Raw genomic sequence first — 15,249 nt, 5'->3', positions numbered from 1 at the left:
AATACCAGTATAAATGACTGGTCATACCAAAGTGTATTAAAGGTGAATATGATGAAGCAGAAATCAGTAAGAGAACGCTCCTCGGATATGATTGAGAAAAAGGTGGTGAAAGCAATTATCGAAAATAAATTCCCAGTTGACAGTTCCTTGCCATCTGAGCGGGATTTAGCGAATGATTTTGGTGTAGGCAGACCGACAGTAAGAGAAGCGTTGCAAAGATTATGCCGTGATGGCTGGATCGAAATGAAGAGAGGGCAATCTGCGATCGTGAATGACTATTGGCGGAAGGGGAATTTAACAACTCTCGAAAATATCATTCAACATCACGATGCTGTGCCTGATGAGTTTGTCGTTTATTTATTGGAGCTAAGATTGTTGCTAGCGCCTTCGTATACTCGTGAAGCAGTAACTATAAATCAGGCGAAGGTTATCGCAATGCTCGCTCATCTTGATGAAGTAGAAGATGATCCTGAATCCTATGCCCGGTTTGATTGGGACATTCAAAAGGGTCTTGTACGCCTCACTTCAAATCCGGTCTATCTGCTCATCATGAATAGTTTTGATTCATTCTACATCAACATGGCAACGAAGTATTTTGATTCCGAGTCCAATCGAAAATTCACAGCGGAGTACTATGAAAATTTGCTAAAAGCTGTGCTTCAAGGAGATTCTACTCAAACAGAACGAATCGTGAGAGATACGATGGAGCAAAGTATTATTCTTTGGAATCAAAAAAGTAGGAGGGAATAGAGATGAAGGCTAAATATCTGAAGGAGTTTATCACATTTCCTGATGTCATGGTCATGAGTACTTTGTTTCTTTTAAGTACGTGCTTTACCGTATATAACATGTCAAGTGCTGCGATTTGGATCGCAATTGCTGCAGGGATGGTCACTTATATCACAGGCGAGTATTTTACACATCGATTTTTATTCCATTTAAAAACACCTAAAAATCCATTTTTTCTAAAACTTTTAAAGCGCTTACACTATGACCATCATTCAAATCCAAATGAGCTGCACTTGCTTTTTCTGCCGCTTTGGTACAGTGTTCCTAATTTTGCGATTGTAGGGGCGATCGTCTATGTCATCACAACAAAATGGATCATAACGAATGCTTTTTTAACGGGAATGATGCTGTTCTTTCTCTTTTATGAATGGAAGCATTATATCGCACATCGACCTATCCAGCCCGTCACAAAATGGGGGAAATGGATGAAGAAAGTACACTTATGGCATCATTTTAATAATGAAAACTATTGGTTTGGCGTGACAAATCCTAGCTTTGATTATTTAATGGGGACGTTTAAAGACCGAGAGAAGGTTGAAAAGAGTCCTACAGCCAGAAATCTTGAGAAACGGGGCGAGCATATCCAGTCCTAATAAGGGGAGCCAACTATTTTCGGTGAAAATCTCATCACCAGACTTGGAGATGGGATTTTTTTATTTTCTTTATGTTCTGTTATTATAGGACTTATAACAATTCTGGGATGTCATTTTTATATTTAGAAGGAAGGAAACAAAGGAATGCGTTTTCAGTTGACTAAAGAGGCCATTAGGTTGTTAAGCGGCAGGTTCTCTTATGAAGATGGGGAAGACTTATATCAATCTGGTAAAGTCGCTTTGGGTAGTGCAGATCCGGAAACTTCTATCTACGAAGCCACTGTTGCAGATGACGATACCGATTACAGCGTTACTGTACAAATGAATCAAAATGAAAATGTTGATGCAAACTGCACCTGTCTTGAGTTCGATCCAGTGGACCTATTTTGCAAACATGTCGCTGCCGTACTTCTAAAAATCCTTGATATTCCGGTTATAGAGCATCGAAATATGGCTTCTACAGATGCATCGTCAGGAGACAAAAGGCTAGTAAGCAGAATGCTTCAAATGTTCGACGACAACAGGCGAGTAAGTACGAGCAGCTTACAATCTATCTACGATACAAGGGAGCTTCTGAATATAGAGTTCACGATGAGACCCCTCCCATACGGCGACCGGAAGTATATGTTCGGAATCGAGATGAAGACCGGAGTCAAGCGGTTGTATATTGTACAGCGAATAAGAGAGTTTCTAAATCAAATGGACCGGAGAGAGGACTATATGTTCTCTAGACATTTTACTTATGATCCGAAGCTTCATAGATTAGGAAAAGAAGATTATTCGATCATTCAGCAATTAATTCAAATTTATCACAATGAACAGATGTATCGTGAAACGATGGGCCATTATTCCTTTCGGATCAACAGCACAAGCGGAGAACGGATATTATTGATTCCTCCTGCAAGTTGGGAGGCTCTATTTCCACTGCTCACCGATGTTCCATCCGTAAAAATTGAGCAGAATGGTTTAATATATGAAGGTATCCGATTTTCTGATGAATCAAGCCCACTTCACTTAACGTTTGAACACCCAGAAGGACATGGTTATCGGTTGAACGTTCAAGGCTTGGACAAGATGATTGTCATGGAAGCATATGGACTTGTCCTCTTCGAGGGGAAGTTGTTCAAGCTTAAATCGGAGGAATGTAAGCAATTATCGAATTTGCAGAGTATGCTTGAAAGGTCACGCAAGCATCATATTCTAATACCGGCAGATCAAATGGAGCTATTTATGGAAAAGGGAATACCTGTTCTAATAAAGCTGGGCAGAGTGACTATCTCGAAGGCCGTTTCAGATCGGATAGTGCATACTCCGCTAAAGGCAAGACTTTATTTGGACCGTGTGAAAGATAGATTGCTCGCGAGCCTTGAGTTTCAATATGGTGAAATTGTAATGAATCCGTTAGAAGGAGCCGAACATAGTCGTACTGAAGGCCAAATCCTTATGCGGGACGGGGAACTCGAGCGCAGGATCCTTGAGCTTATGGATCAGGGTGATTTCACCAAGACAGAAAGCGGGTATTTCTTGGAGGACGAAGACTCTGAATATTATTTTTTGTACCATATATTGCCGAATCTTGAGAAGCTTGTGAGTGTCTATGCTACCACAGCTGTAAAAGAAAGAATTTATACAGGTCATATCTTTCCAAAGATTATGGTTGATGTGGACGATCGAACCGATTGGCTAAAGTTTACTTTTGATATGCAGGGGATTCCTGAGTCGGATATCAGCAAGCTGTTAAAGTCCTTAGATGAGAATCGTAAATTTTATCGACTTCCTAATGGAGCGTTATTACCTCTCGAAAGCGAGAAGTTTAGAGAAATCGTAAGCTTTATGAACGAGATGGGCATACGGGGCAAGGATGTGAAAGGTTCGGAAATTCATCTTCCCGCACTGAATGGTCTCCGTTTGATCGATTATGACAAGCAAGGAAATACTATTACTCTAGGTAAATCATTACGCCGCTTTCTGGAAAATATGAGGAATCCGGACAATCTGGATTTCCCTATTCCGAACAGTCTGGAGAATGTGCTTCGAGACTATCAGATGTACGGCTACCAGTGGATGAAGACATTAGCTCATTATCGCTTTGGCGGTATTTTAGCTGATGATATGGGCCTTGGAAAGACACTGCAAAGTATCGCGTTTATTGTTTCAGAGCTTCCAGAGATCAGAAATTTGAAGAAGCCAGCGATGATCGTTTGCCCCGCTTCACTCTTGTATAACTGGCGGAATGAACTAAGCAAATTTGCACCAGAGATTCGGACTGTCATCGCTGATGGCAACAAAGTAGAGCGTAGTAAACTTCTAAGGGATCTATCCCAGGCGGACGTTCTAATCACTTCATATCCACTGCTCCGAATTGATATCGAGCTGTATGCTGATCAATCCTTCTACATTCTTATCTTGGATGAGGCTCAAACCTTTAAGAACCACTATACTCAGACGGCACAGGTAGTGAAAATGATTCAGGCTCGGTATCGCTTTGCTCTGACGGGTACACCCGTGGAGAATAGGCTTGAGGAATTATGGTCTATTTATAATACTGTGTTCCCTGAGTTGTTTCCTGAAAGGAAGGAATTTAACGAATTGCCGAGGGAACTAGTCGCGAAGAGGTCTCGTCCATTTCTGCTGCGTCGTTTGAAGATGGATGTACTTAAGGAGTTGCCAGGCAAGATTGAATCCATACAATCTTCTGAATTGCTGCCTGATCAGAAGAAGCTCTATGCAGCTTATTTGGCTAAGCTGAAGCAGGAAACTCTAAAGCTTCTGAACGATGACACCTTCGAGAAGAATCGAATTAAAATTCTAGCTGGTCTGACTCGTCTTCGCCAGCTCTGCTGCCACCCTGCGCTATTCGTTGAAGGCTATACTGGAAGTTCAGCGAAATTCGCGCAGTTGCTGGAAATCGTGGAGGAGTGCCTGAATACTGGGAAGCGAATACTGGTGTTTTCACAATTCACCAAGATGCTGGGGTTGATCGGACGAGAGCTGGGCCGCCAAGGTGTTCCTTATTTTTATTTAGACGGCAGTACCCCTTCCTCCGAGCGTGTAGAACTGGGCAACAGATTTAACGCAGGGGAGAAAGACGTGTTCCTCATTTCATTAAAGGCTGGCGGCACGGGCCTAAACCTGACTGGAGCGGACACCGTCATCCTTTATGACCTATGGTGGAATCCTGCTGTTGAGCAGCAGGCAGCGGACCGAGCACATCGTATTGGACAGAAAAACGTCGTTCAAGTGATACGCCTAGTTGCTCACGGTACCGTGGAAGAGAAAATGTACGAGCTCCAGCAGAAAAAGAAGAACTTGATCGAAGAAGTGATCGAATCAGGACAGGAAGCTATTTCTTCACTCACTGAGAATGAGATCAGAGAAATCCTTATGATTTGATGATAAAATATTCTGCGGATTTGAAATTTCTTCCTGTCGCCATATCGCTCTTGCATTTCTTTCATATTCCTCGTACGATAAATTTTTGGGAAATATACAGACTAGCTTAGAATAGAGCAGATGAGGAGTTATTAGGAAAATGAACGAATTGAAGCGAAATCTTAAGCCGCGTCACATCTTAATGATGACACTGGGCGGAACGATTGGGGCAGGTATTTTTAAAGGATCCAGCTCTTCCATCGATATGGCAGGACCTTCCGTGCTGCTTACGTACGTAATCGGTGGGCTAATATTACTTGTTGTTATGAGAAGTTTGGCAGGGCTTGTTCTCAAGAACAAAACGGCAACGAGTTTAAGGGATTTAATCGAACCAATTTTAGGGAACGGTGTTGGCTATACCGTTGGGTGGATCTATTGGTTAGATTGGGTGCTTGTGATGGCTGCCGAGATGGCTGCCGCTGCGTCCTTTTTATCCTTTTGGTTTCCGAATGTACCGTTATGGGTGTTAGCACTCATCGGATCATTAGTGATGACTGCAATTAACTTGTTCCAAGTGAGAATTTACGGCGAGACTGAATATTGGCTTGCTGGGATTAAAATTGCGACATTGGTTCTATTTGTACTGTTAGGATTTGTTGTATTAGGTACACATTCTTCGGTAAATGAAGTAGCGCATAATCTAACAGGTCGTGGCGGATTTTTCCCGCACGGTTTTAAAGGGATGGTATCTGCAATGCTTGTTGTCATGTTTAGTTTTGGCGGAATCGAAATGATAGGAATGACTCTTGGGGAGACAGAAAATCCAGAAGAAACGATTCCAAAAGCATCGCGGAGCATTATAGTACGTATTCTAATTTTTTATATTTTACCGATATTTATTATCCTTAGCCTCGTTCCTTGGGATGGACTCTCCAAAGTGACGCAAAGTCCGTTTGTTGAAGTGTTCGCCCAAGCAGGTATTCCATATGTGGATGCAATCATGAATTTTGTGCTGCTAACTGCCGTATTATCCGCTACAAATACAGGGATGTATTCATCAAGCCGTTCTTTTTATGAACAAGCGATAAAAGGAAATGCACCGAAATTTTTTGCGAAATTATCGAAAAATGATGTGCCTGTTCGAGCGATACTATTCAGTACAATATTTCTATATATCGGTGTCATCGTTGCTTTCTTTGCCAAAGGGCATACGTTCGATTATTTAATGGTGTTCCCTGGGTATACCGTAATGATCATGTGGATATTCCTTGTACTCTCCCATATCAAGCAATACGGCATGAAAATTTCGACGGGACTCACACTGCTGACGCTTACAGGTGTTCTTATAGGGGTTATTCTGACAACTCCTCTTGTTGGAACACTGATTACAGCTGGAGTGTTGCTTCTCATTGTCATTTCATATTTTGTTCAACGTAATAAAACCGCAGGATAAGGTCCTGCGGTTTTTTTCTGACTTTACCTAGAGAATCCGATGGTTGAACGCTGCCGTTTGACGTTATCTATTGACACAGATTGGATCGACGTAATGGGGATATAAAACAACTCATAATCAGTTCGATAGGCAACGAACTTGTCGTCGGCTTGTTCCAATACTCCACCGCTTACGTTTGCGCCATTTGTAAAATGGACAGTCACTTTCTGGTCTAATAAGTTTGTTAACATACCGTCGCCTCTTTCTTATAAAGATGTAATGACCTTGTCGATAATCCCATATTCCAGTGCTTCTTGAGCTGACATAAAGTAATCGCGGTCCATATCTTTTTCTACTTTTTCATACGGCTGCCCGGTTCGCTCGGCTGTAATGCGGGTCGCTTTATCACGAATTTGCAAAATACGTTTAGCACTGATGGCAATATCGCTGGCTTGCCCTTGAGCACCGCCATGCGGCTGATGAATCATAATTTCACTGTTTGGCAGCGCAAAACGTTTGCCTTTCGCACCTGCAAGCAGTAAGATAGACGCAAATGATGCAGCAAATCCAGTACAAATGGTATGCACATCCGGTTTAATGAACTGCATCGTATCATAAATTGCAAAGCCTGCAGAAGTCGCGCCGCCTGGACTGTTAATATACATAAAAATTTCTTTATTTGGATCTTCCGCGGCAAGGAACAATAATTGAGCAATGATGCTGTTAGCCAAAGTATCATTGATCTCTGATCCCAAGAATATGATACGATCCTTTAACAATCTTGAGTAAATGTCGTACGATCTTTCGCCTTGCGCAGTTTGCTCGACCACATAAGGAACATAGACACTCATTTTCATACCTCCAATTTACTTTCCATCAATTGACTTTCAATTCGTAAACGAAGAACATACGCTAAAGGATACGGGAGAAGAACAGATAAATAAATTCATTAAACAGCGTATCTTTTATATGAACTCATTCGTTTATATGGGAGATGGAAAAAATTTCTCATCACAAAGTTAAAAATGTTCATGGAAGGGGTATACCTAATGATCATAGAAAATAGTGAAGCAAAGACAGCAGTTCGTCACTTAGATGAGCTGCAATCAGTGCTATATCGATATTGTCTGTTTCTCACAAAGTCGAATGTAGATGCCGAGGACTTAGCACAGGACACTTGGGTAAAAGCATTCGGATCTTTTCATGGACTAGAACATACGAATCCTCAAGCGTTACTCATGCGAATTGCGAAGAACAACTGGATTGATCAGATGAGGAGAAGAGCTGTCTTCGCAAGGATCCATAGTGAAGAACATCTGAAATTCACCATGCCGGATCATGGACTGTTTGAGATTGAGCTTGTGTTTCAAGCCATCATCAAGCATTTGTCTCCTGTGCAAAGAGTTGTATTTTTACTGCGAGATGTATTTGAATACGCCAATGCGGAGGTCGCACACATGCTTGATATGACCGAGGGAGCGGTAAAAGCAGCACTTTATCGGTCACGTCAGTCGCTTAGCATAGTAAGGGAAGAGCTCGAAAAAAGTGAATTATCGTTGCCTGAGGAAGAACACTTGCGAGCTTACTTAAGAACACTTGCATTTGCCTACCAAAAGGGAAATATCTCGTTGCTTGTTGAAATGCTAAGACTAGGGGAAATGGAGCCGGTTCTTGCGATTTCGAACATTCAAAACAGAATGCTGCGGGATTCGCAATCATTACGTCCTGTTTATTCTCAGCAAATGACACGAATGGCAGCATAGAAACTGAATAAACGCTTTATCTAGAATTGAACTTTAAAGCATCGCATAACTGGCGGTGCTTTCTCGCTGTTTAGAATATTTCAGATATGTATATACAACAATATAGAAAGTTATAACATGGACATTGTCGAAAAAGTAGGTCCTGAGGAACACGGGAGAAAAAAGGCAACAAAGTCGTGAGGCTTGCCAGCAAATACGGGAGTCTGTCTTCATTTCACGTGTATAATTAATATCGTCAATTCAAGCGTAACGACTGTATAATAAAACGTATGTTAAGAGTGAAAAGGGGTTTAAGAAATGGTTCGTTTTGGCGTAGTCGGTACTAATTGGATAACAGAACAATTCATCGAAGCAGCGAGTTCAGTAGAAGGATTTGAGCTAGCAGCAGTTTATTCTCGCACAAGTGAAAGAGCAGGGCAATTCGCTAGTAAATACGGAGTTACTAAATTATTTACAAGTTTAGAAGCAATGGCAGCAAGTCAAGAAATTGACGCCGTGTATATAGCTACTCCGAATTCATACCATGCCGATCAAGCGATTCTTTTTTTACAAAATGGCAAACATGTTTTATGTGAGAAGCCTATGGCTGCTAATGCAGTTGAAGTTGCTAGAATGATTCAAGCAGCGAAAGATCATAACGTCTTGTTAATGGAAGCCATGAAGTCAACACTGCTTCCAAACTTTAAAGTTATTCAAGAACATCTGCACAAAATTGGTCCTATTCGCCGTTATTTTGCAAGCTATTGTCAATATTCCTCCCGCTATGATAAATACAAAGAAGGAATCATTCTTAATGCATTCAATCCTGAATTCGCGAACGGTTCTCTGATGGATCTTGGAGTATACTGCCTGTATCCTTTAATTACACTGTTTGGTGCTCCTAAGGAAATTGAAGCAACAAGCGTTATGCTGGATTCAGGTGTCGATGGAGAAGGAAGCGTACTATTAAAATATGACGATAAAGATGCAGTCGTCATGTATTCCAAAATAACCAACTCTTATTTGCCAGCCGAAATTCAAGGAGAAAAAGGCTGTCTAATTATTGATAAAATTCATACTCCCGAAAATGTAGAAATTCGCTACAACGACGGTACAGTAGAAAAATTAACAGTCGACCAAGCTCATCAGCCAATGTATTATGAAGCAAAAGAATTTATCGACTTAATTCATCAAGGTAAAAAAGAGTCGCATAATAATTCTCATCAGAACTCGTATGTTACGATGCAAGTAATGGATCAAGTCCGTGAAAAAATAGGTCTAGTGTATCCGAGTGATAAGAGAAGTTGACTGAATATAGAAGTCAGAAAGAAACCATCCCACGGTCATTTTGGGATGGTTTCTTTTTTGCGTTAGCGTTTCATATTTTTGCGTGAACCTGCTCATTATTTGCGCGATCATGTGTGTTATTCTCGTATATAGTTTTTTTTGGAATCACTGGTTACATACCCCATATAGGTATGTTATATTATGTGTGCAGAACGTGCAGGAGATTAAGCTTTTGCGTAAAGGAGATATGGGTTTGAGCGAATTTAGACAATTTTTACCTTATGTAAAAAAAGAAGCGAGTCTGTATATTTGGGGATTTGTCGGAAGCTTATTCCGATTCCTAATCCCGCTTTGTGTACCTTTGATATTCAAATACATATTTGATCATTTGCTCCATAATGAATCATTATCTCGTGCTGATAAAATAGAACAAATCATATTTATTGCAGCCATTATGCTCGTTGTCTTTCTCCTCATTCGAACGCCTATGGAATACGTAAGGCAATATTGTATGCATAAGGCAAACAACAATATCATCAAAGCACTTCGTAAGGATGCATTCAAGAAAATCCATACACTCGATGCTAAATACTTTGCAGACAATAAGAGCGGAGAGATTGGTACGCGCTTTTTCGACGATATTGAGAAGGTAAGAGGATACATGACGGCTGTTTTCTCGAACATTTGGATTGAAATGACTGTGCTCGTGTTTGTCACTACCGTTATGTTTACATTAAATGTGGAGCTTACGATCCTCGCTGTATTTCTAGTCGGCTTTCAATTTACGCTGGCTCATTTTCTTTCAAAAAAATTCAAAAGGTCTACTCGCAACATGATGAATTATCGCTCTGTTTTAAACGGATTTATATTTGAAATTATTCAAGGTGCGTTTATTTCAAAATTATTTGCATCAGAACAACGAGACAAAGAGCAACTAGATCAGCATCTAGGACGTTACGAGGTTTTAACAGATAAGCAAGCGAAATTAAATGCAATCACATTAGCCTTAGTGAACGTGTTAAGTGATATGACACCTTTTATTGTTGTGTTAACCGGAAGTCTGTTTGTCATCGACGAACATTTGACACTTGGCAGTTTAATCGCATTTTTCGCTTATGTAGATAAAATGAGAAGTCCAGTTGCCGCTTTGGTTCAAGCTTTTCCTGCCATTACAGAAGGCAATGTTGCACTGCAAAGAATTTTTGATTTCTTTAACATTCCGTCTACAATCATAGAGAAAAATAATGCTGTGGAGTTAAAGCAATTTAAGCAATCCATTACATTTAACAACGTTTCTTTTTCTTACCATGAGAATGACGAAGTAATTAGAAACCTATCCTTTACGCTTGAAAAAGGGAAGACGTATGCGTTCGTCGGAGAGAGCGGCGGCGGTAAGAGTACGATCTTACAGCTATTAATCCGGATGTATGATGTAACTCAGGGTGAAGTTGTCATTGATGGAGTGAATATAAAGGACTACAAAATATCCAGTTTGAGGACTCATATGGGGATTGTGACGCAGGACAATTTTTTATACAGTTCATCCATCAAAGATAATATTAAGATGGCCATGCTGGATGCAACGGATGATGAAATCTTCACCGCCGCGAAAAAAGCTTTCGCTCATGATTTTATCATGGCATTACCTAATGGATACGATACAGAGATTGGAGAGAGGGGCGTAAAACTCTCAGGCGGTCAAAAGCAGCGGGTTGCCATCGCCCGTGTCTTTCTGAAAAATCCATCGCTGATCATATTAGACGAAGCAACAAGTGCTCTTGATAATGAAAGTGAACAGCTTGTACAGCAATCCATTAACCAAATTGATCGCGATAAAACGATTATTATGATTGCCCATAGGCTTTCCACTGTCATGAACGCTGACACAATTTTTGTCATTCGAAATGGAGAAATTATCGAAAGCGGCAACCATGAAAGCTTGCTGGAGTTAAACGGCTATTATAATGAGTTGTATTCTATGCAGAAACAGAAAAGTGATGAATATGTTAATGTTGGAGTTTCTCTATAAAGGGGCATGGATCGTATTTATCTCATTCTTTTGGTTTACACCATAATGATTCTGAGCGATTATGCTGTTTCATGCAAAATCAAAAGAAGAAGGACCTCATCAAATGAAGCACTTCTTCAACGCAATTTATGGAATCCGTTTTACATAATCCCACTTAAATTCGATACCAACATTTGCTCCATCTCCTCCTGAAGCGAAGAAGAAATCACACTCATTGGCAGACGAACATGATCAGATGCAATGAGTCCTTGGCGAGCTAGGAGCCATTTTAGAGGAGATGGATTGGATTCCTTGAACAACAAACGTATGAATGGCACCATTGATTCAAATACAGTCATAGCTTCCAAATCTCTTCCTTCCTCGGCAAGACGGAAAACTTGGAGGAACTTTGCAGTTTCTATACTGGCCGAAGCAAGTATCCCTCCAGATGCGCCTGCAGTTAACATGGAATGAAAATAGATGTCTTCCCCGCAAAGCACAGGTTTTGAGGATAGACGTGTTAATTCAGATACAAGCTCCGTGTTGCCGGAACAATCTTTTAGTCCGATGACACCATCCATATCTAATATGGTTCTCGCCGTATCTAGAGTGATTCGTACTCCTGTACGCGAGGGAACTTCGTACATAATGACTGGAATTCCAACCTGAGCAACCGCGCGAAAGTGCTCCACAATCCCTTCTTGTGAGGGGCGATTATAATAAGGTACGACAATAAGAACAGCATCAGCACCCAGCTCTGCGGCTAATTCTGTTCGTTTCAAAGTGCTCATTGTATCATTGGTACCCGTTCCAACGATCAGTGGAATAGGATTGTTCTTCATTGTATGCTTCGTTAATTCTACTAGAGAAGTTACTTCATCCCAACATACCGTTGGTGCCTCACCGGTCGTACCGTTCACGACTAATCCTTGAATTTCATGCGTCAATAAGCTTCTTAAATATTTCTGATACGAATCTAAATCAAGCTCGTTGTTCGTTTGGAAAGGAGTAACGACGGGCACAAATATTCCTTTTAAATTTCTTTCGTTCATCAGAGAATAACCTCCTTGATTTGTAATAATTTTACTTTATCATGGTTATTCTCATCAGCGTTATCTATAATAATTAATAATGGATATCAATAATATTGATAGTGGTGATATGATGGAGCTTATATATTTTAGGACATTTCGTGAGGTAGCCGAGCGTAGAAGCTTCACGCGTGCTGCTGAAGAGCTTGGATATGCGCAGTCTAGCGTTACAACGCAAATTCAAAAGCTGGAGAAAGCGTATGGGGTTAGGCTGTTTGAACGGTTCGGCAGGCAGCTTCGACTAACTTCATCAGGCGAATCCCTGCTTAAGGTAGCTATTCAAATGCTTGATCTATATGACGAATCAATGGAGGCGATAGGGCAGAGCGTAGGGAGCACACTTTCAATTGGCACCACAGATTCTATAGCATCTTATTATCTCCCCTCAATGATTCAACATTTGCGTGAGCAATTCCCTGAATTGACGATTAAACTTAAGCCTAATACTGAATCGAATCTCATCATGAATGTTAGAGAAGGCGAATACGACATCGGTCTACTATTAGATGATAAGCCAGCAGACAGCCTCCTCCATTGCATTAAGATTAAGGAAGAACCTCTCATTATAGCCGCTCATCCAGATCACCCACTTGTAAAGCAATCGAGAATAGAAATAACAGATGTTCATGATTCTGAATGGATTATGGCAGAAGAGAGTTGTAATTATCGGGTTATGCTGGAGAAAGTTCTAAGAGAGCATAATGTCCCATACCGAATTGGGTTCGAATTAGGTAATCCTGAAGCTGTTAAACGCTGTGTCATGAGTGGACTTGGAATTGCACTTCTGCCAATGATGGTCGTAGAGCAAGAGATTCAGAGAGGGGAATTGGCGGCGTTGAACTTTTCTCATCCTGACATAAAGCTGAATCTTCAATTACTAACCCATCCGAAGAAGTGGATGTCCCAGCCCCTGAATGTACTTATTCATTTATTAAAGACGAAGAGCAAATAGGGAGGCTCTAATCGAGAAATGATGTGCTGGATTTGAAGTTTCGGGTTAAATGATGAATGAACGCATTAATCGCAGAGCTCATATAGGTGTCTTTATGGTATACGACGCCGATCTGTTTTTGAGGGATTGGATCGACGATCGGAATTAGCTGGACCTGGTTATTTTGATTGTTTTGCATATAAGATCGCGGAACCACTGTGGCACCAAAATTATGAGTTGCCATCTGCAGCAAAGACTCCAGAGTAGACATTTCTAATATCGGCTTTAACTTTACGCCAATCTCATTGCAGTAGAAATCGATCATTTTTCTGACGAGAAATTTTTTAGGCAATAAAATAACGGGAATGTCTTTTAAAAATTCAAGCTTTATCGATTTTTCAGCAGCAAGTTCATGTTCGTGTGATACGACGAGGACAAGTTCTTCCTGATACAAAGGAATACTTTCCAGCTGCTCATCCTTCAAAGGCAAGAAAACAACTCCTAAGTCTAAACGATTATTTAACAACCCTTCGCGTGTTTCCTCCGTTGCCAACTCTATGACAGACAATTCAATTCCAGGATACTCCTTATGGAATGAAATAATGGAATTCGTAAGGAGATGATTCCCTGAGCAGCCGATGCTTAGTTTACCTCGCTGCATTCCTTTGAGTCCGTTAATCTCCGCTTTAGCTTGCTCTAATTCATTGAACACACGATAAGTGTGGTTAAGCAGAATTTGTCCTGCCTGCGTTAAATAGTTCTTCTTACCAACACGTTGAAAGAGAGGGGTACCGAGTTCTTCTTCTAGTAGTCGAATTTGTTGACTGAGTGTAGGCTGGGAAATACCTAGTTTTTCTGCAGCTTTCGTAAAATGCAGCTCTTCACTGACCGCCAAGAAATATTCAAGCAATCGATGTTCCATCTCTTCACACCTTCATCCATAGATAATAACTATGATTATAATTGATATCATTGAATTGAACAATTATTTTCGTTGTTTTATAGTGAATAGGACATCATGAGATTAAGGCGGGAATAAGACGATGAAATTACGTTACTGGTTATTTCTTTTATTATGCAACTTATTATGGGCTGGCAATATGGTGACCGGCAAATATGTAGTGACGGAGTTTACACCTCTATGGATTACATTTTTGCGTTGGGCGATCTCAATCGTCATTCTGTTTCCTATTGCCCACTTTTATGAAAAGCCTGATTGGAAAATGGTTATAAAGCAATCCTGGCTCAAGTTAGCCTTCATGGGGATATTGGGGATCGTTCTATTTAACATCCTTACTTACTCAGCGTTAAAATATACTTCTTCTACAAATGCGTCTCTGGTCAGCGCACTAAATCCGGCAATTATTATGATTCTTTCTGTATTCCTACTGAAAGAGAGAATGACGTTTGTTCAGATTATGGGTCTCATCATCTCCTTCTTCGGTGTAGTTGTCATACTCACGCAGGGTAATCCTCTGCAAATCCTTTATACCAACTATAATAAGGGAGATTTACTTATGCTTGGGGTTGATCTAAGCTGGGCTGTCTATTCGATTATGGGTAAAAAAATGACAGGAGTGCCGCCCATTACAGCTACAGCGATATCATCGTGTATCGGTGTTTTGATGATGCTTCCGTTTCTATTTAATGAGCCTCTTCAATTCAATAAGATCACTACTCACGGAATAGCTGGAATCGTATATATTGCTCTATTTGCTTCTGTGTGCGCATTTGTATTATGGAACATCTCTGTTCGTAGTCTTGGGGCGGGTAAGGCAAGCATCTCCTTGAATCTGATTCCAATATATACAGCAGTCATCAACCTGTTACTTGGCAAACATCTTGACCAAGCTCAAATATGGGGAGGGTTGATTGTCTTAGCAGGTATGCTTTTAACAAGCAACATATTTAAACAAAAAAGAGAAGCAGTAAATTTTACGATTCCTAAAGTACATCAAGCAAAGTGATCGTAGTTATATTACTGCGATATAAAAGGAAAAGATC

Annotated in this window: 13 protein-coding genes; 9 read left to right on the top strand and 4 right to left on the bottom strand. The window is 40.6% G+C overall.

Going from position 1 to position 15,249, the window contains the following annotated elements; genetic code table 11:
• Window positions 1-51: 51 nt before the first annotated feature.
• The 4 genes from J2Z20_RS04790 to J2Z20_RS04775 all read left to right on the top strand — a co-directional run bounded on the left by J2Z20_RS04790 (window position 52) and on the right by J2Z20_RS04775 (window position 6,207).
• Window positions 52-750, top strand: a complete 699-nt coding sequence (locus J2Z20_RS04790) for a GntR family transcriptional regulator (RefSeq protein ID WP_209845870.1) — start codon at window positions 52-54, stop codon at window positions 748-750.
• A gap of 2 nt (window positions 751-752) precedes the next feature.
• A complete protein-coding gene (locus J2Z20_RS04785) occupies window positions 753-1,382 on the top strand; it encodes a sterol desaturase family protein (RefSeq protein WP_209845869.1) in 630 nt (209 codons plus the stop codon).
• A gap of 144 nt (window positions 1,383-1,526) precedes the next feature.
• The gene (locus tag J2Z20_RS04780; protein WP_209845868.1) at window positions 1,527-4,775 is read left to right on the top strand and encodes a DEAD/DEAH box helicase; all 3,249 of its coding nucleotides are present in this window, start codon (window positions 1,527-1,529) and stop codon (window positions 4,773-4,775) included.
• Window positions 4,776-4,914: 139 nt separating this feature from the next.
• Window positions 4,915-6,207, top strand: coding sequence for an amino acid permease (locus tag J2Z20_RS04775; RefSeq protein ID WP_209845867.1), 1,293 nt, complete (start codon window positions 4,915-4,917; stop codon window positions 6,205-6,207).
• A 23-nt stretch (window positions 6,208-6,230) separates the two neighbouring features.
• On the opposite strand, the gene J2Z20_RS04770 is transcribed toward J2Z20_RS04775, so the two are convergent.
• Together J2Z20_RS04770 and clpP are read right to left on the bottom strand one after the other, a co-directional pair.
• Window positions 6,231-6,437: a hypothetical protein gene (locus tag J2Z20_RS04770; protein WP_209845866.1), complete on the bottom strand. Its 207-nt coding sequence runs from the start codon at window positions 6,435-6,437 to the stop codon at window positions 6,231-6,233.
• Between the two features lie 15 nt (window positions 6,438-6,452).
• Window positions 6,453-7,037, bottom strand: coding sequence for an ATP-dependent Clp endopeptidase proteolytic subunit ClpP (gene clpP / locus J2Z20_RS04765; RefSeq protein WP_209845864.1), 585 nt, complete (start codon window positions 7,035-7,037; stop codon window positions 6,453-6,455).
• 198 nt (window positions 7,038-7,235) lie between these two features.
• On the opposite strand from clpP, the gene J2Z20_RS04760 reads away from it, so the two are divergent.
• The 3 genes from J2Z20_RS04760 (at window position 7,236) to J2Z20_RS04750 (ending at window position 11,244) form a co-directional block, all read left to right on the top strand.
• On the top strand, window positions 7,236-7,949 hold the full coding sequence (locus J2Z20_RS04760) for a sigma-70 family RNA polymerase sigma factor (RefSeq protein WP_209845862.1): 714 nt from the start codon (window positions 7,236-7,238) through the stop codon (window positions 7,947-7,949).
• A gap of 297 nt (window positions 7,950-8,246) precedes the next feature.
• A complete protein-coding gene (locus J2Z20_RS04755; protein WP_209845860.1) occupies window positions 8,247-9,236 on the top strand; it encodes a Gfo/Idh/MocA family protein in 990 nt (329 codons plus the stop codon).
• A 232-nt stretch (window positions 9,237-9,468) separates the two neighbouring features.
• Complete coding sequence (locus J2Z20_RS04750; protein ID WP_209845858.1) at window positions 9,469-11,244, top strand: ABC transporter ATP-binding protein; 1,776 nt, start codon at window positions 9,469-9,471, stop codon at window positions 11,242-11,244.
• 140 nt (window positions 11,245-11,384) lie between these two features.
• Here J2Z20_RS04750 and dapA read toward each other — a convergent pair whose 3' ends face one another.
• Window positions 11,385-12,278 carry a 4-hydroxy-tetrahydrodipicolinate synthase gene (dapA, locus tag J2Z20_RS04745; RefSeq protein WP_209847297.1) on the bottom strand — a complete coding sequence of 298 codons (894 nt, stop codon included), beginning with the start codon at window positions 12,276-12,278 and terminating at the stop codon, window positions 11,385-11,387.
• A 109-nt stretch (window positions 12,279-12,387) separates the two neighbouring features.
• Between dapA and J2Z20_RS04740 the strand changes: the two genes are divergently transcribed.
• Window positions 12,388-13,266: a LysR family transcriptional regulator gene (locus tag J2Z20_RS04740; RefSeq protein ID WP_209845855.1), complete on the top strand. Its 879-nt coding sequence runs from the start codon at window positions 12,388-12,390 to the stop codon at window positions 13,264-13,266.
• A 7-nt stretch (window positions 13,267-13,273) separates the two neighbouring features.
• Here the strand turns inward: J2Z20_RS04740 and J2Z20_RS04735 are convergent, their stop codons facing one another.
• Window positions 13,274-14,167, bottom strand: a complete 894-nt coding sequence (locus J2Z20_RS04735; protein ID WP_209845853.1) for a LysR family transcriptional regulator — start codon at window positions 14,165-14,167, stop codon at window positions 13,274-13,276.
• A 121-nt stretch (window positions 14,168-14,288) separates the two neighbouring features.
• Here J2Z20_RS04735 and J2Z20_RS04730 point away from each other — a divergent pair, with 121 nt between their 5' ends.
• On the top strand, window positions 14,289-15,212 hold the full coding sequence (locus tag J2Z20_RS04730) for a DMT family transporter (protein WP_209845851.1): 924 nt from the start codon (window positions 14,289-14,291) through the stop codon (window positions 15,210-15,212).
• Window positions 15,213-15,249: the final 37 nt, after the last annotated feature.

Origin of the sequence: Paenibacillus sediminis, assembly GCF_017873765.1 — a bacterium.
GTDB lineage: Bacteria > Bacillota > Bacilli > Paenibacillales > Paenibacillaceae > Paenibacillus_AG > Paenibacillus_AG sediminis.
Note: the sequence above shows the minus strand (reverse complement) of the source record. Positions and strands in the feature narration are given on the sequence as shown.

Excerpts from the sequence above, each read along its gene's own strand:
- J2Z20_RS04790 (WP_209845870.1), top strand. The coding sequence starts at position 52 with ATGAAGCAGAAATCAGTAAGAGAACGCTCCTCGGATATGATTGAGAAA.
- J2Z20_RS04785 (WP_209845869.1), top strand. The coding sequence starts at position 753 with ATGAAGGCTAAATATCTGAAGGAGTTTATCACATTTCCTGATGTCATG.
- J2Z20_RS04780 (WP_209845868.1), top strand. The coding sequence starts at position 1,527 with ATGCGTTTTCAGTTGACTAAAGAGGCCATTAGGTTGTTAAGCGGCAGG.
- J2Z20_RS04775 (WP_209845867.1), top strand. The coding sequence starts at position 4,915 with ATGAACGAATTGAAGCGAAATCTTAAGCCGCGTCACATCTTAATGATG.
- J2Z20_RS04770 (WP_209845866.1), bottom strand. The coding sequence starts at position 6,437 with ATGTTAACAAACTTATTAGACCAGAAAGTGACTGTCCATTTTACAAAT.
- clpP (WP_209845864.1), bottom strand. The coding sequence starts at position 7,037 with ATGAGTGTCTATGTTCCTTATGTGGTCGAGCAAACTGCGCAAGGCGAA.
- J2Z20_RS04760 (WP_209845862.1), top strand. The coding sequence starts at position 7,236 with ATGATCATAGAAAATAGTGAAGCAAAGACAGCAGTTCGTCACTTAGAT.
- J2Z20_RS04755 (WP_209845860.1), top strand. The coding sequence starts at position 8,247 with ATGGTTCGTTTTGGCGTAGTCGGTACTAATTGGATAACAGAACAATTC.
- J2Z20_RS04740 (WP_209845855.1), top strand. The coding sequence starts at position 12,388 with ATGGAGCTTATATATTTTAGGACATTTCGTGAGGTAGCCGAGCGTAGA.
- J2Z20_RS04735 (WP_209845853.1), bottom strand. The coding sequence starts at position 14,167 with ATGGAACATCGATTGCTTGAATATTTCTTGGCGGTCAGTGAAGAGCTG.
- J2Z20_RS04730 (WP_209845851.1), top strand. The coding sequence starts at position 14,289 with ATGAAATTACGTTACTGGTTATTTCTTTTATTATGCAACTTATTATGG.